Consider the following 19,391-nt stretch of genomic DNA (forward strand, 5'->3'; position numbering starts at 1 on the left):
GGTTCATTCCCGGTACCTGCGGTCCGCGACGACGCCCTCGCCGCTCGCCTCGTCGAACCGGTAGACGTCGCGGCCTCGCACGAACACCCTCGTCGCCCTGTTCATCACGTCGAGCGGGTCGCCAGACCACAGTGCGATGTCGGCGTCGAGACCCGGCTTGAGCGCGCCGACCTTGTCCCCGAGGCCCAGCATCTCGGCGGGGTTGACGGTCAGCGCCCGCAACGCCGTTTCCGGGTCGAGTCCGTCCTTCACCGCGAGGGCGGCCTGGTAGACGAGGAAGTTGATCGGAACGACGGGAGCGTCGGTCGTGATAGCGATGCGGACGCCCGCCCTCGCGAGGATTCCGGGCGCGCGCAGCGTGCGGTGACGCAACTCGACCTTCTGCCGCGAGGTGAACAGCGGCCCGAGGATCACCGGAATGTCGCGTTCCGCGAGGAAATCCGCGATGAGGTGCCCTTCGGTGCCGTGATTGACGACAAGCTTGTAACCGAACTCCTCCGCGATGCGGACGGCGGTGACGATGTCGTCGGCGCGGTGGGTGTGCTGGTCCCAGTACAACTCGCCGTCGAGCACCTCGGTCAGCGTTTCCATCGTGAGGTCGGTGTCGAACGGCTTGCCATCGGCGATGGCGTGGTCGCGTTGAGCCACGTAGTTGCGGGCCTTGGTGAACGACTCGCGCAGCACCGCGGCGACCCCGAGCCTGGTCGACGGGGTTTGACCTTTCTCGCCGTACACGCGCTTCGGGTTCTCGCCGAGCGCGCTCTTCACGCTGATGTTCTCGGCGAAGAGCATGTCGACCACGGTGCGGCCCCAGGTCTTGACGCCGACCGTCCTGCCGCCGATGGGGTTGCCGGAGCCCGGTTTGATCACAACGCTCGTGACCCCGCCCGACAACGCGTCGTCGAAGCCGAGTTCGTAGGGGTCGATGCCGTCGAGCGCCCTGAACCTGGCGCCGTTGGCGTCGGTCATCTCGTTGACGTCGTTGCCCGACCAGCCCTCGCCTTCCTCGTGCACGCCGAGATGAGCGTGGGCGTCGATGAATCCGGGCAGCACCCAGGATCCGGACGCGTCGATGAGTTCGGCACCGTCGGGAACGTCGACATCTGCTTCCGGTCCGACCTCGACGATCTTGCCGTCGGAGATGAGTACCGTGCCGCCTTCGACCGGGTCGCCGTCGACCGGCACCACGTAGCCGCCAATGATCGCACTAACCATGGTTCGCTACGCTAACGAACTCTCGACGCGAATGCCCCAACTTCCCTTCCACGACTCGCCGGGCGCAAGGGTGATGAGGTCGGTCTTCGAGTTGAGCGCGTCGGCTGGGCAGGTCATGGGCTCGATCGCGATCGCCCTTCCCCTTCCGACGAGGTCGCTTGGCGTGAAGATCTGCACCCACCGGAAATCCTCGCCTGACCACAGGTCGAGCGTGCTGCCACCACCGGAGAGCAGCACGTGGTGTTTTCCGTCCTCGCCTTGCGCGAGCTCGCCGAACGCGGTGTCGAGTTCGAGCGTGCCGACCGGAGTCGCCGCACGCAGGTCGTATTCCGTGCCGTCGACGCCGGTTTCCTCGCCGTAGGGCAACTGCGCTTCGTCCACATAGGGCCGGACCCGCCCAGCGGGCACCGTGAGGGTGAGCTCGTCGGTGGGCACGTCACCGACCCGGAGGTAGGGGTGCGTACCGACGCCGAAGCCGATGGCCCGGTCGCCGTCGTTGCGGACCTCGTGGGTGACGGTCAGCTCGCGCGGCGCGAGGTCGTAGACGATCCCGGTGCGCAGTGGCACGGGCCAGCCGTGGCCTTCGGGGATGTCGAGCGCGAGCGTGATCGAGGACTCGGCGTGTTCGAGCAGTTGCCATTCCCTGCCGCGCACGAGGCCGTGGATCGCGTTGCCCCGCTTGGGTTCGGTGACCTCCAGTTCCAGCTTCTCTCCCTCGAAGGTCCACGTCGCGGCCTTCGTCCTGTTGGGCCACGGCAGCAGCACCTGACCGGCACCCTTCGGCGGCTCCTCGGCCGCGTCGAACGTTTCGAGGTAGGGCACGCCCGCGATCTCGAACGCCCGCAGGCCCGCGCCGATCTCGGTGACGACGGCGCGCGCGTTGCCACGGGTCAGCTCGAACTGTTCCCCAGTCGGATTCGCCATGGCCCGAATGTAGTCAACCGGTCACCGGCTCACCGGTCGCGGGCAAGACCCGCAAACTTACTAGACCGGTCATCATATTTCGGCTAGGTTTGCCTCATGGTCAGGCGCACCGACACCCGCGACCGCATGCTGCGGTCGGCTGCCGCTCTCTTCCGAGGCAAGGGCTACCACGCGACAGGGCTCACGCAGTTGCTCAGCGAAGGCGGAGCACCGAAGGGCTCGCTCTACTTCCATTTCCCAGGCGGAAAGGAACAGCTCGCCGCGGAAGCGCTCGCCGGAGAAGGCGCGAGGCTGTGCGAGCAACTGCGTGCCACGCTGGAAGCGGCACCAGACCCGGCGAAGGGAATCACGGCGATCGTGGAGTTCCTCGCGGGGGAACTCGCGGCATCGGACTTCCGGCAGGGCTGTCCACTGTCGACGGTCGCGCTGGAAGCCGCTGCCGAGAGCGAAGCCATCAGAACGGCCTGTGAAACCGGATACGCCTCGTGGCAACAGGTATTCGAGGCCGCGTTCACCGAGGCGGGAATGCGTGTCGAGCGGGCGAGTGAACTCGCGACGATGACGCTGGCCTCCATCGAGGGAGCTTTGCTGCTGGCCAAGACCCGGCGCGACACCACGCCATTGCGGCTCGTCGGCGGGCAACTCGCCACGACAATCGAGAGAGAGCTGAACTAGCCATGCGGGTACACCACTTCAATTGCGGAACCATGCGGCCACCTGGGGGCCGACTGCTCGACGGCAAGGGCGGACTGTTGCATCGCGGCAGGATGGTCTGCCACTGCCTGCTCGTCGAGACCGGCTCCGAACTCGTTCTCATCGAGACGGGCATGGGCTCCCCCGTCGTCACGAGGCCGGAGGAATGGCTCGGCGACCGCTTCGTCCGGCTCACCAAGCCTTCCCGCGACGACAACGAGACCGCGGTCAGCCAGATCAGGGCACTCGGCTTCGATCCGGCCGACGTCGGTCACATCGTGCTCACCCACCTCGACCTCGACCACGCGGGCGGCCTCGTCGACTTCCCCGACGCCACCGTGCACGTCTTCGAGCGGGAACTACAGGCACTGCGCAATCCCATCGACGCGGCCGAACGGGGTCGCTATCGGACAGTGCAGTTCGCGCACGGCCCGAAGTTCAGCGCCTACGGCGAACTCGGCGAGAGCTGGTTCGGTTTCGACGCGGTCCGCGACCTTCGCGGTCTGCCTCCCGAGATCCTGCTGGTCCCGCTCGCGGGCCACACCAGAGGACACGCCGGGGTCGCCGTCGACACCGGCGACGGCTGGCTGCTCAACGCGGGCGACTCCTATTTCTTCCATGGCCAGGTCACCGCGAAAGGGCCGCAGTGCCCACCAGGGCTGGCCTTCTTCGAACGCTCGGTGCAGACCGACAAACTCGCCCGCATCCACAACCAGCTCCGGCTGCGAGAACTGGTCGCGGCCGACAACGACGTCACCGTGTTCTGCGCGCACGACGCGACCGAGTTCGACCGGCTACGACGAGACTGACCGCTGCTTTTCCTGTGCCCGCAGCAAAGCCCAGTTGATGCCCCACAGCAGCAAACCGACGCCGAGCAAGATGACCGCGACGACGTAGTCGCGGGACGGCCTTCCGGAAAGCGGGCTCGCGAGGTAGACACAGAACACGGCGGCGAGAACGGGAATGATCGTGGGCGCCCGGAAGTGCTTGTGCGCCACCTTGTCCTTGCGCAGCACCAGAACGGCAATGTTGACGACGGCGAAGACGACGAGCAACAGCAATGCCGTCGTCCCGCCGAGCACCCCGATGTCCACTGTGGAAACCAGGACCATCGCGATGACACTGGTGAACACGATCGCGATCCACGGGCTGCGGCGAAGCGGGTGCACCCTGCCGAGCGCCTTCGGCACGATCCCCTCGTTGGCCATTCCGTACACCAGCCTGCTCGCCATGAGCATGTTGATGAGCGCGGAGTTGATCACCGCGAAAAGGCCGATCGCGGAGAAGATCTCCCTCGGCATGCCCGGTGCTCCGACGTCGATCACCTTGAGCAGCGCGCTGCTCTCGGCCGCCGCGAGTTCGTCGGCGGGGACCAACAGCGACGAGGTGACCGAGACGAGAATGTAGATCGTGGCCGCGATGACCATTCCCCACAGCATCGCCTTCGGGAAGATCCGGACGGGGTCCTTGCATTCCTCCGCCATGTTCACGGAATCCTCGAAACCGACCATCGCGAAGAACGCCAGCGAGGTCGCCGACGTGATCGCGACGAGCCAGGTCTGGTCGGCGGTGTTGAACTCGACGAGCCGTGACGGCTCGCCGCTGCCGTTGAGCACTGCCCACACGCCGACCCCGATGATGATCAGCAGGCCGGCGATCTCGATGCAGGTGAGCACGACGTTGGTCGTCACCGATTCCTTGACACCACGGAAGTTGATGGCCGCGAGCATGAGAATGAACAGGATCGCGACGAGTGGCATCGGTGACGTGATGAACTCGGCGAGGTAGGTGTCACCGAACGCGACGGCGGCCGACGAGGCCGACGTGATGCCGGAACACATCACGGCGAAGGCGACGAGGAATGTCAGGATCCTGATGCGGAACGCGCGGTGCGTGTAGAGCGCGGCCCCGGCGGCTCTCGGATACTTCCCGACCAGTTCCAGGTAGGCGAACGCCGTCATGAACGCGACGATGAAGGCGAAAAGGAAAGGCAGCCAGAGCGCGCCGCCCACTCTTCCGGCCACCTGACCGGTGAGCGCGTAGATCCCGGTTCCGATGATGTCGCCGACGACGAAGAACAGCAGCAACTTGGAGCCCATGACTCTGCGCAGCGAGGGCTGGCCGCTGTCGGATACGTCCTGCGATGTGGTTGTCGCGTCCGTCATCCGAGGGAGTGTCCCGTATCACCCCGCCGACGCATACACCGCAAAGGAGCGAACTTGGTTACGACTTGACGACGGGCGCCTTGTATCGCCAGAACGCGGGAAGCAGTACGACGGCGATCAACACCAGCACGATGACGAGCACCCCTCCTCCGCTCGCGGCGGCCGCGGTGCCCGCCCCGGCGGCAGCCCAGCCGTGGCCGAGGTCCGCGAGCCGGGGACCGCCAGCGACGACGACGGTGAAGGCGCCCTGCGTGCGCCCTCGCATCTCGTCGGTCGCGGCTGTTTGCAATATCGCCATCCGGTAGATCGCGCTCACCATGTCGGCGGCGCCACCGATGGCGAGGAACACGATCGCGAGCCAGAGCGTCGAGCTGAGCCCGAAACCGATGACCGCGGCTCCCCAGACACAAATCGCCACGGTGACGGCGACTCCCTGCCGTCGCACCCTGCCTGCCCAGCCGGACATCAGGCCGATGAGCATGGCACCGAGTGGCATCGCCGCGAAAAGCCAGCCGAGCGCGAGTCCGCCACCCGCGGGGTCGCCGAACGTGCGCTCGGCCATCTCGGGGAACAGCGCGCGGGGCATTCCGGCGACCATGGCGATGATGTCGACAAAAAACGAGGCGAGCAGCACCTTCTGTGTCGCCATGTATCGGAAGCCGTCCACGACGTCGCGAAGCCCGGCCTTGCGCACCTGTCCGGAAAGCGGTGCCATCGTCGGCAGTTTCCATACCGCCCACAGCACGGCGACCAAGGCGATCGTGTCGACAAGGTACAAAGTGGACAGCCCGATGACCGGGATGAGCGCACCGGCCGCGAGCGGTCCGAAAACGGCACCGAAGGTGGTCATCGTCCCGGTGAGCGCGGCGGCGGCGGGTAGCAACTCCTGCGGAACGAGCCTCGCGACGACCGCGTTGCGCGTCGGCATGTTGACCGCGAAGAACGCCTGGTTGACCGCGAGCAGCACCAGCACGAGCCACACCGAGTCGACGGCGAAGAACGCTTGCGCCCACAGCAATGCCGCGGTGAAGGCGATCCCGGTGTTCGAGATCATCAGCAGCTTGCGCCGGTCGACCGTGTCGGCGATGGCGCCGCCCCACAACCCGAAAACGAGCAGTGGAACCAGCCCGAAAGCTCCAGTGAGTCCGACATAAGCGGACGAACCGGTGATGTCGAAAACCTGCTTCGGTACGGCTACGGCGGTGAGCTGGCTTCCGACCGCGGTGACGATCGAACTGAGCCACAACCGCCGAAAGCCGGGAATCCGCAGTGGCCGCGCGTCGACCACGATCGAACCGAGAAATCCGCGCTTTCCCTTTTTGGGATCACCCTCGGGCGCGACCTCGGTCTGCTCACTCACGAATAGTTAGCCTACGTCAGCTAACGAAGGGCTCCTTCGCCGGTCACGGCGCCACGCGATCGATTCGCCAGCCGTCTTCCGTCCTCACGAACCGCAGTCGGTCGTGCAGCCTGTCCTGCCTGCCCTGCCAGAACTCGACACTGTCCGGCCTGATCCGCCAGCCGCCCCAGTGCGGAGGTACGGGTACCTCCTCGACGCCGTCGAACCTGCGCTCGATGGAGTTCAGCGCGGTGTCCAGCGCTCGCCTGCTTTCCACGACCCTCGACTGCGGAGAAGCCCACGCACCGAGCTGCGAGCCTCGCGGGCGGGAGTTCCAGTACGCCTTCGTCTCCGTGAGGTCGACCTTCTCGACCTCACCGCGCACGGTCACCTGCCGGTGCAACGGGTACCAGGGGAAGGTGACGGACGCGTACCTGGTGCTGGTGAGGTCGTGACTCTTGGCCGAGGTGTAGTTGGTGTAGAAGACGACGCCGCGCTCGTCGAGGCCCTTGCACAGGACGGTGCGGGACGAGGGAAGGCCGTCGGCGTTCGCCGTGGCGAGCACCATCGCGTTCGGCTCGGCGAGACCGGCGGAGATGGCTTGGTCGAGCCAGCTCTGCAACTGCTCGGTCCAGGTCCCGGCGAGCGAGGACTCGTCGAATGCCTCGCCGTCGTAGGAAACACGCATACCGGGCAACCGCACGGTCACGCCCCCCGTGTCGGTGACCCCGTTGCCCATTTTGTCGAGTTCCGGCATGCCAACCTCCGAGCCGAGTCGCCCGAGGCCCGGTAGGACCTCATTCCGCCGACGTTAGGGGTTCTCGGCGCCGCGCGAAACCTCTTGATCGGTGACGGGTGCCACTGGTGGCGGCTCACTTTTCCGGGATGCGGCAGAACGGCCTCGCCCCGGCCGCCACCAGGCAGGAGGCGACTGGCGACCGAGGTCACCCATCAGTGCCACGACCGTCGCGTGAACAGCTCGTCATCAACGTGACGAACGGCCTTCGGCGCGGTGCTCGCCGACGAGTTCTCCGGCGGCGCGCGGAGCCGCCCACCGGAGTCTCGCGATGGTCCGACGAATTGGGCGCTGCGCACAACCGGGACGCCGGATTGATCCACTTTTACGATCAAGCTCCCCTGGGCCTCCGCGACGAGGGCGAGCGTGGCCTCCCGCGACCAACGCGCATCAACCCTCGGTGCGCGTCACCCCGAAGAACATAGGATTTACGCACGAAAGGGCCTTTCGCGCTGAATCGTTCTCGTAATCGTGACCGAAACCACCGCATCTTTCGATTGCCCGGAGCCGGTAAGGGGTGCAAAGTTGCCACAACCGTGCAATGAGGCACCCCGCGCGTGGGCCTCGCACGGGGAGACCACAGTCGGGGAACGTGCTTCGAAAGGTCCAGTCCTGTGACATCCACGATCAGTCAGCCCCAGACACCATCCGAGCAGCCGGACGACGGCTTCCGCCCAGGTCTGGAGGGCGTGATCGCCTTCCGCACCGAGATCGCCGAACCGGACAAGGACGGCGGGGCGCTGCGCTACCGCGGCGTCGACATCGAAGATCTCGCGGGCAAGGTGAGCTTCGGCGAAGTGTGGGGCCTCCTTGTGGACGGCCGCTTCGGCAAGGGCCTTCCTCCGGCCGAGCCGTTCCCGATCCCCGTGCACACCGGCAACGTCCGCGTCGACGTGCAGGCCGCGCTCGCGATGCTCGCCCCCATCTGGGGTTACGAGCCGCTGCTCGACATCTCCGACGAGACGGCCCGCGACCAGCTCGCTCGCGCCTCCGTGATGGCGCTGTCCTACGTGGCCCAGTCCGCGAGGGGCACGAGCGTTCCGGCGGTGCCGCAGTCCAAGGTGGACGAAGCAAGGAGCATCACCGAACGCTTCATGATCAGGTGGCGTGGTGAGCCCGATCCGGCACACGTCAAGGCCGTCGACGCGTACTGGGTGTCGGCAGCCGAGCACGGCCTCAACGCGTCGACCTTCACCGCGCGAGTCATCGCGTCGACCGGTGCCGACGTGGCCGCCGCGATGTCCGGCGCCGTCGGCGCCATGTCGGGACCGCTGCACGGCGGCGCGCCGGCGAGGGTGCTGCCGATGATCGAGGAGGTCGAGCGCACCGGCGACGCGCGGACCTACATCAAGGGCCTGCTCGACCGCAAAGAACGTCTCATGGGCTTCGGGCACCGGGTGTACCGCGCGGAAGACCCTCGCGCGAAGGTGCTGCGCAGGACGTGCCGCGAGCTGGGTGCCGAGCGCTACGAGGTGGCGGCGGCGCTCGAACAGGCCGCACTCGCCGAATTGCGCGAGCGCAGGCCCGACAGGGCCATCGAGACCAACGTCGAGTTCTGGGCCGCCGTCATCCTCGACTTCGCGAAGGTGCCGCCGCACATGATGCCCGCGATGTTCACCTCGGCGAGGACGGCGGGCTGGGCCGCGCACATCCTCGAACAGAAGCGGACGGGCAGGCTGGTGCGCCCTTCGGCGACCTACGTCGGCCCCGGTCCTCGCACGCCGGACCAGGTCGAGGGCTGGGACGAGACGACCGCACTCCCCTGAGTCAAAGGGTCACCGGCTCGTACGCGCGCCGGTGGCCCCCGGGCTCGCCGGGCCGGAGACCGCGAGGTCTGGCATGCTGCCCATCGGTTTCCCAAGAGCGATCAGTTGGACATCCGATGTGGAACACGCGACGCCTGCTGCCGGTACTCGCCTTCGTTGCCGGCGCCCTCGTCGGCTGCTCGGGACAGGCTGGTACCGAGCACCTTGTGATGAAGGAAGAACTACAGGACAGGGTCGCCGACGCGGTCGAGGACGACGGTGACGAACGGCCCGACGACGTCGACTGCCCGAACGACCTTTCCGCCGAGGAAGGCGAGCAGACCAGGTGCATCCTCACCAGGCAGGCCACGAACTACGGCGTCGACGTCGAGGTGACCTCCGCCGAGGGCGAGCGGGTCAGTCTTTCCGTTCGAGTCGACGAAAGCCCGATGTAGTAGCGCGGCCCGGATCGTGTCGCGCCGTCGCCTCCGCCATGGCGACGAGCTGATCGACGAGCCATTCGCCGAGAACGGCCTTCGGCACGTCACCTTCCCTCAGCCGGTTCAGCATCGCCTCCTCGACGACGGCAGTCCAGCAACGCAACGTCGTGAGCAGCATCGGTGAGGGATCGGCGACCTCGGTTTCGGTGAGGATGAGGTCGACGGCGCGGCGGCGGACCTCGTCGATGATCGCGCCGGTGTCCGAGGTCGCGACGGCGGAACCGTGCCTGAGCAGTGCGACGTAACCCGCCCTGTGCTCCTCCGCGACGTCGGCGAACACCGTCACCGCCGCGCACAGCCGCTGCCTCGGCGAATCGCCCCCGACCTCGGCGAGCCTCGTGAGCAGGCCGTCGACCACCCTGCGCAACGCGGTGAGCCTCAGCTCCCCGACGCCACGGAAGTACCGGTAGAAGAGCGGGCGGGACACTCCGGCCCTCGCGGTCACGTCGTCGACGGTGACGTCGCCGGGCGAGCGCGTCGCGAACAGTTCGAGCGCCGCCGAGATCAGCTCGTCGCTGCGTGCCTCAGGCGACATGCGCCTCGGCTGTCGCGTCCTCACCTGGCCGCGGCCGCCCTCAACAGGCCAGGGGTCAGCCGCGAAAGCACGAGCGCCGTCTTCGCTTCCGGCGTGGAAGGCGCGAGCGCCGTGTTGCGCTCGACGGCGCGAAGTATGTCCTCCGCGACGCGTTCCGGGCCGAAGCCGCGCATCGCGTACATGCGGGTGCCCTGCTTGCGCCTCCTCCGCTGTTCGTCGGGCGCTGTCCCGACGAACGTGGTCGTCTCGGTGATCGAGGTGCGCACGATTCCAGGGCAGATCGCACTGACGCCGATGTCCTTTCCTGCCAGCTCCGCGCGAAGGCACGCGCTGAGCGCGAGCACGGCTGCCTTCGTCGTCGAATACGCGGGAAGGACCTTGTTCGGCAGGTAGGCGGCGATCGAGGCGATGTTGACGATGTGCCCGCCCTCGCCGCGTTCGGCCAGCAGCGGCGCGAAAGCGCGGCAGCCGTTGATGACGCCCCACAGGTTCACGTCGATGACGCGTTCCCAATCACCGGCCCCGGTTTCGAGAAACGGTCCGGCCATGCCGATGCCCGCGTTGTTGACGACGATGTCCGGGACACCGTGTTCGGCGCGAACGGTGTCGGCGAAACCGGAGACCTGTTCGCCCTTGCCGACGTCCACTGTGTACTCGGCGGCGGACCTGCCGGTCGCGCGTACCAGCCGCGCGGTTTCCGCGTTTCCGCCAGAATCGACGTCGGCGAGCACGAGGTCGGCTCCCTGCTCGGCGAACGCGAGCGCGGTCGCCCTTCCGATCCCGCTGCCCGCGCCCGTCACGACGACGAGGTTTCCCGGAAACCGGCCGCCCGGCGCGGGGTTGACCCTCGCCCTGCGCAGCGCCCTCGTTTCGGCGCCTCCTTCGACGTGGTCGACGAATTCGGCGGTCGCGGAGGCGATCAGTCCGGGGTCGCTCCTCGGCACCCAATGGGTTCCGCTGATCCTCCTGACCCTCAGGTTCGTCGCCCACCGCGCCACCTCGGCCTGTAGCGGGCCGGTGACGAACCGGTCGCCCTTCGGCACGAGTACCTGCACGGGAACGTCGGTGCCGCGTTCGGCGGGCTTGCCGATTCTGGTGAACATGTTGGCCCGGTACAGCTCAAGACCGTTGATCCCGTCGCGCTTGTCCTGCTTGCCAGCCGAAGGGTCGAGCCGCCTGATGAGCAGGGGCATGACGCCGAGTCGCCAGCTCGACTCGGGGATCACCGGCAACTGGAAGAAGGCGATGTAGGCCGAATGCGCGAGCTGGGCGAACGCGTTGCGCAGTCGTCGCGGGGTCGGCCTGCGCAACTGCTGCCGGAACCAGTGACCGACGTGGTCGAGGTCCGGTCCGGATATCGAGGTGAAGGAGGAAATCCTTCCGCGAAGCCGGTCACCGGTCACCGCGTGCCACGCCTGGATGGAACCCCAGTCGTGCGCGAGCACGTGGAAGGGCCGGTGCGGGCTGACCGCGTCGGCCACGGCGGCGAGGTCGTCGGCGAGCTGGTCGAGCCGGTAGCCGGAACGCGAGGGCGGCGCCTCCGACGCGCCCGCCCCTCTGACGTCGTATCGGACCACGCGGTACCCGGTGAGGCGGTCGGCGACCCCAGACCACATCGCCGAGTTGTCCGGATATCCGTGCACCAGCACCACGGTCGGCGCCGTTTTCTCGCCGGTCACGTTCACCGAGAGCCTGACACCATCGCTCGCGGTCACCCACAGTTCGGCCACCTCGTCATGTTAGACAATCTGTCAACAAGCGTGTCCGTCGAACGGTTGACCCTCGCGAGGCCCTGCGCGCGGCATGATCGATACCCGGACGAGCCCGGCGCTCAGAGGGGGAGGCGGCGGGCTCGTCCGGCAAGCGGAAACGGGGAGTGGCCATGGCGAGCAGCGAGCCCGGCGCCGCGACCGAAGCACGGGAACGGCCGACCGGCGAGGCTATGGTGTCGTGGTGACCGCGCAAGCGCCGATCACCCGGCGGATGCTGGGTTACTGGGAACTGTTCTACGCGCTCGTCTACATCGGGGCGGCGGTCGCCGCATTGCTCGACCCCGGCTATCCCACAGCCAGCCGCATCGGCAGTGTGCTGCTGCTCGCCGCGCAGGCCGCCTGGTACTGGCTGGCGGGGCACCGGCCGCTCAGCGCGAGCGACCACGACCAATCCGTGCCGCTACGCGCGGGCCTTCGCTGGTTCTGCGGGGCACTGGTCCTGTTCTGCTGCGCGATCCTGCTCGTCGGCGCATCGGCGTGGGTCACGCCCGCGCTGCTGTGCCAGACATTCTGGTTGCTTCCGTTTCGCATCGCCGCGCCTTCCGTCGTATTGGTCAGTTTCGCGCCGACGGTCAGGGACATCGTGGCCGGCGACAGCGCGGCGGACGTGATCCCGCGATTCGCACCGGCCGCGGCGATCTTCGCGGTGCTCAGCCTCCTGCTCGGCTACGTGCTGACCAGAATCGGAAGGGACAACGAAAAACAGGCCGAACTGATCGCGTCGCTCGAAGCGAGCAGGGCCGAGGTCGCCAGACTTTCACACGAGGCGGGCACCTCCGCGGAACGCGAACGCCTCGCGAGGGAAATCCACGACACCCTCGCGCAGGGCTTCACCAGCATCGTTGCACTCACCCAAGCAGCCGAGTCCGAATTGGACAACGAAAGGGAGGCGGCGAGGAGGCACCTCGCGCTCGCGACGAGAACCGCGAGGGAAAACCTCGCCGAGGCGAGGGCCATGGTCGGCGCGCTCACCCCGACCGCGCTCGGCTCGTCCTCGCTCGCCGAAGCCGTGCGCAGACAGGCGAAACTCTTCACCGACGTGAGCGGAACAGCGGCCTCCTGCACGATCGGCGACCCGCTGCCCACTCTCGAAACGGCCAAGGAGGTCGTGTTGCTCAGGGCGGTACAGGAAGCTCTCGCGAACGTGCGAAGGCACGCGGCGGCGAGCACGGTGGAGGTCCGGCTGCTCGCGAGTGAACACGGCGTGATGCTGAGCGTGCACGACGACGGCAAGGGGTTCGCCGCCGACGCGGCGGCGACCGGTTTCGGGCTCGCGGGGATGCGCTCGCGAGCCGAACAGGTCGGCGGAACCCTCACCATCCACAGTGGAATCGACGAGGGAACGAAGCTCGTCGTGGAGGTACCCTCATGATCCGGATCATGCTCGTCGACGATCATCCCGTCGTCAGAGAGGGCCTTCGCGGGATGCTCGACGCCGAAGCCGATCTCTCCGTCGTGGGCGAGGCGGGCTCCGGCGAGGAGGCGGTGGCGCTGGAGCGGGTCAAGGAACCCGACGTGATCCTGATGGATCTGCGGATGCCCGGCCTCGATGGCGTCGGTGCCATCCAGCGCATCCTCGCGACGGTGCCTTCACGCAGGATCGTGGTGCTGACCACGTACGAGACCGACGCGGACATCCTGCGCGCCGTCGAGGCGGGCGCGGCGGGCTATCTGCTCAAGGACGCGTCGAGAACCGAACTCGCGGGCGCGGTACGCGCGGCGGCACGAGGTGAGACCGTGCTCGCGCCCTCGGTGGCAGGCAGGCTCGTGAACACGGTGCGGGCGCCCGCGCAACCCGGGCTCTCCGCGAGGGAGATCGAGGTACTGCGCCTCGTCGCGACCGGAAACACCAACGCCGACATCGGCAGGGCGCTACACATCAGCGAGGCCACGGTCAAAACGCACCTGCTGCGCGTGTTCGCCAAGCTCGACGTCTCCGACCGGACCGCGGCGGTGACGACGGCCATGGACCGAGGTCTGCTGCGCTGAGCACGCGACTCGCCTGCGAAAACGCCATGCGGCGCGACGCTCACCGACGGCAGAATGGCGGCCATGCTGCCTACCACCGAATTCGCCCTGCTGCGCAGGCTCGCCACCGAGCAGGTCACCGGTCGCGCCCCCTCACTCGTCGCCGCTGTCGTCAGAGACGGCGAGATCGTGTGGTCCGGCGCACGAGGCGAGGTCGACGGCGGCATTCCGGACAACGCGACCCAGTACCGCATCGGCTCCATCACCAAGTCACTCGTCGCGGCCGTCGTGCTCCGGCTTCGCGACGAGGGTGCGCTGGATCTCGCTGACCCGCTCGGCAAGCACTTGCCCGGCACGAGCTTCGGCGACGTCACCATCGCCCAGTTGCTCTCGCACAGCTCGGGACTCACCGCGGAATCGCCGGGATCCTGGTGGGAACGCACACCAGGCGGTGAATGGAGCGACCTCAACGCCTCGCTCACCGCACGCGAGGCCAAGCACCGGCCCGGACGCCGGTTCCATTACTCCAACGTCGGCTACGGCGTGCTCGGCGAACTCGTCGCGACGCTGCGGGGCACGAGCTGGCTCGACGCGCTCCGCGATGAGGTGCTGACCCCGCTCGGCATGACCGGCACCACCGAGCGGCCGGCCGAGGGACACGCACGCGGTTTCGCCGTGCATCCGTTCGCCGACGTCATCCTTCCCGAACCCGAGCACGACGCGGGCGCGATGGCTCCGGCAGGACAGCTCTGGTCCTGTATCACCGACCTCGCGAGCTGGACGGCGCTCGTCGGCGGGGACACCCGGGGAGTGCTCGACCAGGAAACCGTCGCGGAAATGCGGGAGGTCGCGGTCGTCGAGGACGGCGACAACTGGACCATGGGCTACGGCCTCGGCCTTCAACTCGTGCGCACGGGCGGCAAGCGGCTCGCCGGGCACACCGGCTCGATGCCCGGTTTCCTCGCCTGCACGCTCATCGACCCGGCCACCCGTACCGGCGCGCTCGCGTTCGCCAACACCACCTCCGGCATCGGCATACTGTCGCTGACGGTCGATCTGATCGGCATCGCCGACGACTACGAACCGGCGCTTCCCTCCGCATGGCGGCCTGCCGACATCGACCCGGCCCTGCTCGAACTCACCGGACTGTGGCATTGGGGCCCCACGCCGTTCCACCTCAAGGTGCTCGCGAACGGCTGGCTCGAACTCGCCCCTGCCAACGGAGGGGGAAGGTCCTCGCGGTTCCGGCCGCTCGGCGAGGGCAACTGGCTCGGCCTCGACGGGTACTACGCGGGCGAGACCCTCACCGTCGAACGCGATACCGAAGGCACCCCGACGCATCTCGACCTCGCCACGTTCATCTTCAGCCGCACGCCCTACGACCCTGGAACGCCCATTCCGGGCGGGGTCGACGAAAGAGGCTGGCGGTCGTGACCCACGCCATTCAGCCGTAACGGCACGCGTGAAAGACTGGCGACATGACCGAAGCCGCTGAGTTGATCATTCCCGCAGAGCTCAAGCCCTCCGACGGCCGGTTCGGGTGCGGACCGTCCAAGGTCCGCCAGGAACAGGTCGCGAACCTCGCGCGCGAGGGCGCGAACCTGCTGGGTACCTCCCATCGGCAGAAGCCGGTGAAGTCTCTCGTCGGCAGGGTCAGGTCCGGCCTGACCGAGTTGTTCGGTCTGCCCGAAGGCTACGAGGTCGTTCTCGGCAACGGAGGGACAACCGCGTTCTGGGACGCGGCGGCCTTCGGGCTCGTACGCGAGCGCGCCCAGCACTTCACCTACGGCGAGTTCTCTTCGAAGTTCGCGACGGTCACCGACAAAGCGCCCTTCCTCGGCGATTCGGTCATCGTCAAGGCAGAACCGGGCAGCGCGCCGGAGTTCGCCTACCAGCAGGGCACCGACCTGGTCGCGTGGGCACACAACGAGACCTCGACCGGCGTCGCGGTGCCGGTCGCGAGGCCGGAAGGCAGCGAGGGCGCGCTGGTGGCCGTAGACGCGACCTCCGGCGCCGGCGGACTTCCCGTCAAGGCCGAGGACTTCGACGTCTACTACTTCGCCCCGCAGAAGTGCTTCGCTTCCGACGGCGGATTGTGGATCTCGCTGATGTCGCCCTCCGCCGTGGCGAGGGTCGAGGAAATCGGCGGCTCCGGCCGCTGGGTTCCCGAGTTCCTTTCGCTCCCGACCGCGCTCGACAACTCCCGCAAGGACCAGACCTACAACACTCCGTCGGTCGCCACGCTCTTCCTTCTCGCCGACCAGATCGAGTGGATGCTGGGCAACGGCGGGCTCGACTGGACCGTTTCGCGCACGCGTGATTCCTCGACCCGGCTGTACGAGTGGGCGGAGAAGACCAGCTACACCACGCCCTTCGTCACCGACCCCGCGCTGCGTTCGCAGGTCGTGGGAACCGTCGACTTCACGGACGACATCGACGCGGCGGCCGTGGCGAAAACACTGCGCGCCAACGGAATCGTCGACGTCGAGCCGTACCGCAAACTCGGCCGCAACCAGCTCAGGGTCGGCATGTTCCCGGCGATCGAGCCCGACGACGTGACCGCGCTGACGCAGTGCGTCGAATGGGTTGTCGAGCGGCTCGGCAAGTAACCCGGCTCTCCGTGCGGCGGCTGTGGCGTGCGAACGTACGCCACAGCCGCCGCTTCGTAGATTCCCCTTATCGAGGTCTCGTTTCCCGGCGCGTCCGCCAGTAATGATTCACCCGTTTCCCGCAAGATCAAATGCGAATGTACGGGGACTCGGCGCGCCTCGACCGTCAAGGCGACGCGCCGTTCTACCGTAGACACCCACAATGGTGAACGCGCTTGGAGGCGGGATGCGAACGCTACGGGTGGTCGGGCTACACGAGGACGGTAAGTCCATCGTGTGCGAAGACCCGGCGCGCCGCGAACGATTCCTCCTGCCCGCTGACGAACGCCTACGTGCGGCCGCCCGCGGTGACATCACCCGTCTCGGCCAGATCGAAATCGAGCTGGAGAGCCAGATGCGTCCACGAGAGATCCAGGCCCGAATCAGAGCCGGAGAGTCCGTCGAGCAGGTCGCCGCCGCGGCGGGGGCATCGGAACAGCGCGTCGAACGATTCGCCTACCCCGTCCTGCTTGAGCGATCGCGAACGGCGGAGCTTGCCCAGCAGGCACACCCGGTGCGAGAAGACGGCCCCGACGTGCAGACGCTCGGCGAGGTCGTCGCCTATTCGTTCGGAGCAAGGGGCCACGACTACTCACAGGCGACGTGGGACTCGTGGCGGGGCGACGACGGCAAGTGGATCGTCGGACTGCACTGGCAGGCAGGCAGGTCGGAGAACAGGGCGCACTGGCAGTTCTCCCCCGGAGCACACGGCGGCACCGTGACCGCCATCGACGAATTGGCCGAAACGCTGCTCGATCCCAACACGCACCGCATGCCGAGGGCGGTCGAGCACAGGGAAACGACAGAGGAAATCGAACAACCGATGCTGGTTGGCTACGACGGCAGGGACAACGGGAGCAACGTCATCGAGGCCCCCATTCCCGAGCCCAACGAGGACGACACCACCGAGATGCCGAGGATCCCGGCCGACGACCCGCCGCCGCCTGGCCAGCAGGCCACGCTACCTGGCACGCAGGGCGATGGCGCACCCGCGAAGCCGAAACCGAAGCGGAAGAACCACCCCGCGGTACCGGCGTGGGAGGACGTACTGCTCGGCGTCCGGAGTCAGCGAGGCTGACCGGCACCACGACACGAGGGAGGCGCCCAGCCGATCGGCTGGGCGCCTCCCTTTTTCGGTGCTCGTCAGTTCTTCGCGCTTGCCCACTTCACCTTGGGCAGCATGTTCTCCATGTTCACCCTGTGCTTGTTCTCCTCGACGATGGGGAACAGCGACTCGATGAGGGTGTCGGAGAGGAAGTGCGGCTTGAGCCCCAGCTCGACAAGCCCGGTGTGCTTGACGTTGTAGTAGTGCTCAGCCTGCTCGACCCTCGGGTTCTCCAGGTAGTCGATCTGCACGGGACCGGCGAACCGCTCCGCGACCAGTTCGGCGATGTGCTTGACGGAGTAGCTTTCCGTCATCTGGTTGAACACCCTGAACTCGCCGCGATCGGCCGGGTTCTCGACGGCAAGTCGCAGGCACTCGACGGTGTCCCTGATGTCGAGCATGCCCCTGGTCTGGCCCCCCTTGCCGTACACGGTGAGCGGCTGGCCGAGCACGGCCTGGATGACGAACCGGTTGAGCACGGTGCCGAAGATGGCATCGTAGTCGAACCTCGTCGCCAGCCTCGGGTCGCGGATCGTCTGCTCCGTCTGCTGGCCGTAGACGACGCCCTGGTTGAGATCCGTTGCCCGCATTCCCCAGATCCGGCAGCCGAACTCGATGTTGTGCGAGTCGTGCACCTTGCTGAGGTGGTAGAAGGAGCCCGGCTTCTTCGGGAAGAGCATCCGGTCCTTGCGGCCGTTGTGCTCTACCTCAAGCCAGCCTTCCTCGATATCGATGTTGGGTGTCCCGTACTCACCCATCGTGCCGAGCTTCACCAGGTGAATCTCCGGGTTGAGCTCGGCGATCGCGTACATGACGTTGAGGTTGCCGACAACGTTGTTGTACTGCGTGTATACAGCATGCTCGCGGTCGATCATCGAATACGGCGCAGCGCGCTGCTCGCCGAAGTGGACGATCGTGTCGGGCTGGAACTCGCGCACCGTCTGGTACACGAAGTCGGCCTCGACGAGGTCCCCGACGTACATCGGGATCTCCTTGCCGGAGACCTCTTTCCAGGCTGCGACCCTGACACTCAGGTCCTCAATGGCAACAAGGCTCTGCGAGCCGAGTTCCTCGTCGTACTTTCTGCGAGCAAAGTTGTCGACGACGGCGACCTCATGGCCGCGGTCCGAGAGGTGGAGCGCGGTCGGCCACCCCAGATATCCATCACCACCGAGAACGAGGACTCGCACGACTCGACTGCCTCCAGATCGTCACAGATTGGTACTTCGGCTTGGTTTTCGATGACCGGTTCTTTGTCCGGTCCACCCTGTCTTAATAACATGATGACATCAACCCGCTGTGAGTTTCGGGGTGCCGCAAGAACCACGAAACGACCGTGTGCACAATGGGAAGAGTGAGCACCGGAACCGAGCAGACCGGTATGACCGACCCGGGGCAGGAGGAAATCCAAGCCCCAGCCGGTCAGCCACGGCGCCTTCGGGGCAGGCTGGCCAGGGCAGGAGCCAGTTCGGCGCTGGCGACCGCCCTTAGCCAAGCGACCCTGATCGGCCTGCTCTGGTGGGGCGCGAGCGCACCGCTCGCCAGCGGGATCGCCTTCATCGCCGGTGCCATTCCCAACTACTTCCTGGCCCGCCGCTGGGCCTGGGGACGCCGAGGAAAACCCCAGGTCAAGGGCGAGTTGCTGCCTTACCTCGCGGTGATCGCCATCGGCTGGTTCGCCTCGGTGGGGCTCACCACGGCGGCCGCGATGCTCACCGATCCGCTCGCCCTTTCCGGTTTCTGGCGCATCGTCGTGCTCGACGCCGCGTACCTCGGCGGCTACGCGGTGGTCTTCGCGCTCAAGTTCGCCGCGCTCGACCGGCTGGTCTACGCCAGGCTGCAAGACGTCAAGGACGCCGCCGTGGAACCGCCGGTTCCCGCCGTCCTCTCCCAGTCCCACAAGGTGGTCTGAACACTCCCGAAGGCTGGGAACTGTCCCGGTCCACAGTGGCCTGTGAACGCCGGAAATCTGGTGCGGCTTCCGCC

18 protein-coding genes are annotated in these 19,391 nt (G+C 67.2%); 10 read left to right on the forward strand and 8 right to left on the reverse strand.

Translation table 11 applies throughout. The annotated features are described in order from the left end of the window. Nucleotides 1-3 precede the first annotated feature (3 nt). Nucleotides 4-1,215: an amidohydrolase gene (locus tag BAY61_RS27940; protein WP_091803488.1), complete on the reverse strand. Its 1,212-nt coding sequence runs from the start codon at nucleotides 1,213-1,215 to the stop codon at nucleotides 4-6. 6 nt (nucleotides 1,216-1,221) lie between these two features. Next, nucleotides 1,222-2,139: an aldose 1-epimerase family protein gene (locus tag BAY61_RS27945; RefSeq protein WP_091803485.1), complete on the reverse strand. Its 918-nt coding sequence runs from the start codon at nucleotides 2,137-2,139 to the stop codon at nucleotides 1,222-1,224. Nucleotides 2,140-2,235: 96 nt separating this feature from the next. Here BAY61_RS27945 and BAY61_RS27950 point away from each other — a divergent pair, with 96 nt between their 5' ends. Further along, nucleotides 2,236-2,814, forward strand: a complete 579-nt coding sequence (locus BAY61_RS27950) for a TetR/AcrR family transcriptional regulator (RefSeq protein ID WP_091803483.1) — start codon at nucleotides 2,236-2,238, stop codon at nucleotides 2,812-2,814. 2 nt (nucleotides 2,815-2,816) lie between these two features. After that, on the forward strand, nucleotides 2,817-3,641 hold the full coding sequence (locus BAY61_RS27955) for an MBL fold metallo-hydrolase (protein WP_091803480.1): 825 nt from the start codon (nucleotides 2,817-2,819) through the stop codon (nucleotides 3,639-3,641). Here BAY61_RS27955 and BAY61_RS27960 read toward each other — a convergent pair. The 3 genes from BAY61_RS27960 to pdxH are packed head-to-tail and all read right to left on the reverse strand — an operon-like array spanning nucleotide 3,627 to nucleotide 7,093. Continuing rightward, a complete protein-coding gene (locus BAY61_RS27960) occupies nucleotides 3,627-4,997 on the reverse strand; it encodes an APC family permease (protein WP_091803477.1) in 1,371 nt (456 codons plus the stop codon). The genes BAY61_RS27955 and BAY61_RS27960 overlap by 15 nt on opposite strands. 58 nt (nucleotides 4,998-5,055) lie before the next feature. Beyond that, on the reverse strand, nucleotides 5,056-6,357 hold the full coding sequence (locus BAY61_RS27965) for an MFS transporter (RefSeq protein ID WP_420848788.1): 1,302 nt from the start codon (nucleotides 6,355-6,357) through the stop codon (nucleotides 5,056-5,058). A gap of 43 nt (nucleotides 6,358-6,400) precedes the next feature. Further along, nucleotides 6,401-7,093, reverse strand: coding sequence for a pyridoxamine 5'-phosphate oxidase (gene pdxH / locus BAY61_RS27970; RefSeq protein WP_176879690.1), 693 nt, complete (start codon nucleotides 7,091-7,093; stop codon nucleotides 6,401-6,403). Between the two features lie 653 nt (nucleotides 7,094-7,746). On the opposite strand from pdxH, the gene BAY61_RS27975 reads away from it, so the two are divergent. Beyond that, a complete protein-coding gene (locus BAY61_RS27975; RefSeq protein WP_091803475.1) occupies nucleotides 7,747-8,898 on the forward strand; it encodes a citrate synthase 2 in 1,152 nt (383 codons plus the stop codon). 116 nt (nucleotides 8,899-9,014) lie between these two features. Continuing rightward, complete coding sequence (locus tag BAY61_RS27980; RefSeq protein ID WP_091803472.1) at nucleotides 9,015-9,332, forward strand: DUF4333 domain-containing protein; 318 nt, start codon at nucleotides 9,015-9,017, stop codon at nucleotides 9,330-9,332. Here BAY61_RS27980 and BAY61_RS27985 read toward each other — a convergent pair. Continuing rightward, entirely contained in the window at nucleotides 9,295-9,912 is a 618-nt protein-coding gene (locus BAY61_RS27985; RefSeq protein WP_091803469.1) for a TetR/AcrR family transcriptional regulator, read from the reverse strand. The genes BAY61_RS27980 and BAY61_RS27985 overlap by 38 nt on opposite strands. A gap of 20 nt (nucleotides 9,913-9,932) precedes the next feature. After that, complete coding sequence (locus tag BAY61_RS27990) at nucleotides 9,933-11,627, reverse strand: SDR family oxidoreductase (RefSeq protein WP_091803967.1); 1,695 nt, start codon at nucleotides 11,625-11,627, stop codon at nucleotides 9,933-9,935. A 238-nt stretch (nucleotides 11,628-11,865) separates the two neighbouring features. On the opposite strand from BAY61_RS27990, the gene BAY61_RS27995 reads away from it, so the two are divergent. The 5 genes from BAY61_RS27995 to sepH all read left to right on the forward strand — a co-directional run bounded on the left by BAY61_RS27995 (nucleotide 11,866) and on the right by sepH (nucleotide 17,378). Continuing rightward, nucleotides 11,866-13,056, forward strand: coding sequence for a sensor histidine kinase (locus tag BAY61_RS27995; RefSeq protein ID WP_245865500.1), 1,191 nt, complete (start codon nucleotides 11,866-11,868; stop codon nucleotides 13,054-13,056). Continuing rightward, nucleotides 13,053-13,673, forward strand: a complete 621-nt coding sequence (locus tag BAY61_RS28000; protein WP_091803466.1) for a response regulator — start codon at nucleotides 13,053-13,055, stop codon at nucleotides 13,671-13,673. Before BAY61_RS27995 ends, BAY61_RS28000 begins: the two co-directional genes overlap by 4 nt. Nucleotides 13,674-13,736: 63 nt before the next feature. Then, entirely contained in the window at nucleotides 13,737-15,086 is a 1,350-nt protein-coding gene (locus tag BAY61_RS28005; RefSeq protein WP_091803962.1) for a serine hydrolase domain-containing protein, read from the forward strand. 44 nt (nucleotides 15,087-15,130) lie between these two features. After that, nucleotides 15,131-16,261, forward strand: coding sequence for a phosphoserine transaminase (serC, locus tag BAY61_RS28010; protein ID WP_091803463.1), 1,131 nt, complete (start codon nucleotides 15,131-15,133; stop codon nucleotides 16,259-16,261). A gap of 226 nt (nucleotides 16,262-16,487) precedes the next feature. Next, nucleotides 16,488-17,378 (forward strand): septation protein SepH, encoded by an 891-nt coding sequence (gene sepH, locus BAY61_RS28015; RefSeq protein WP_091803959.1) that lies wholly within the window; start codon nucleotides 16,488-16,490, stop codon nucleotides 17,376-17,378. 65 nt (nucleotides 17,379-17,443) lie between these two features. Here sepH and BAY61_RS28020 read toward each other — a convergent pair whose 3' ends face one another. Next, nucleotides 17,444-18,595: an NAD-dependent epimerase/dehydratase family protein gene (locus BAY61_RS28020; protein ID WP_091803460.1), complete on the reverse strand. Its 1,152-nt coding sequence runs from the start codon at nucleotides 18,593-18,595 to the stop codon at nucleotides 17,444-17,446. A gap of 155 nt (nucleotides 18,596-18,750) precedes the next feature. Between BAY61_RS28020 and BAY61_RS28025 the strand changes: the two genes are divergently transcribed. Further along, complete coding sequence (locus BAY61_RS28025) at nucleotides 18,751-19,317, forward strand: GtrA family protein (protein WP_420848787.1); 567 nt, start codon at nucleotides 18,751-18,753, stop codon at nucleotides 19,315-19,317. Nucleotides 19,318-19,391: the final 74 nt, after the last annotated feature.

It is taken from the genome of Prauserella marina, from assembly GCF_002240355.1.
GTDB classification, from domain to species: Bacteria; Actinomycetota; Actinomycetes; order Mycobacteriales; family Pseudonocardiaceae; genus Prauserella_A; species Prauserella_A marina.

Coding starts and splice junctions, on each gene's coding strand:
- BAY61_RS27940 (WP_091803488.1), bottom strand. CDS start 1,215: ATGGTTAGTGCGATCATTGGCGGCTACGTGGTGCCGGTCGACGGCGAC.
- BAY61_RS27945 (WP_091803485.1), bottom strand. CDS start 2,139: ATGGCGAATCCGACTGGGGAACAGTTCGAGCTGACCCGTGGCAACGCG.
- BAY61_RS27950 (WP_091803483.1), top strand. CDS start 2,236: ATGGTCAGGCGCACCGACACCCGCGACCGCATGCTGCGGTCGGCTGCC.
- BAY61_RS27955 (WP_091803480.1), top strand. CDS start 2,817: ATGCGGGTACACCACTTCAATTGCGGAACCATGCGGCCACCTGGGGGC.
- BAY61_RS27960 (WP_091803477.1), bottom strand. CDS start 4,997: ATGACGGACGCGACAACCACATCGCAGGACGTATCCGACAGCGGCCAG.
- pdxH (WP_176879690.1), bottom strand. CDS start 7,093: ATGCCGGAACTCGACAAAATGGGCAACGGGGTCACCGACACGGGGGGC.
- BAY61_RS27980 (WP_091803472.1), top strand. CDS start 9,015: ATGTGGAACACGCGACGCCTGCTGCCGGTACTCGCCTTCGTTGCCGGC.
- BAY61_RS27985 (WP_091803469.1), bottom strand. CDS start 9,912: ATGTCGCCTGAGGCACGCAGCGACGAGCTGATCTCGGCGGCGCTCGAA.
- BAY61_RS28000 (WP_091803466.1), top strand. CDS start 13,053: ATGATCCGGATCATGCTCGTCGACGATCATCCCGTCGTCAGAGAGGGC.
- BAY61_RS28005 (WP_091803962.1), top strand. CDS start 13,737: ATGCTGCCTACCACCGAATTCGCCCTGCTGCGCAGGCTCGCCACCGAG.
- serC (WP_091803463.1), top strand. CDS start 15,131: ATGACCGAAGCCGCTGAGTTGATCATTCCCGCAGAGCTCAAGCCCTCC.
- sepH (WP_091803959.1), top strand. CDS start 16,488: ATGCGAACGCTACGGGTGGTCGGGCTACACGAGGACGGTAAGTCCATC.
- BAY61_RS28025 (WP_420848787.1), top strand. CDS start 18,751: ATGGGAAGAGTGAGCACCGGAACCGAGCAGACCGGTATGACCGACCCG.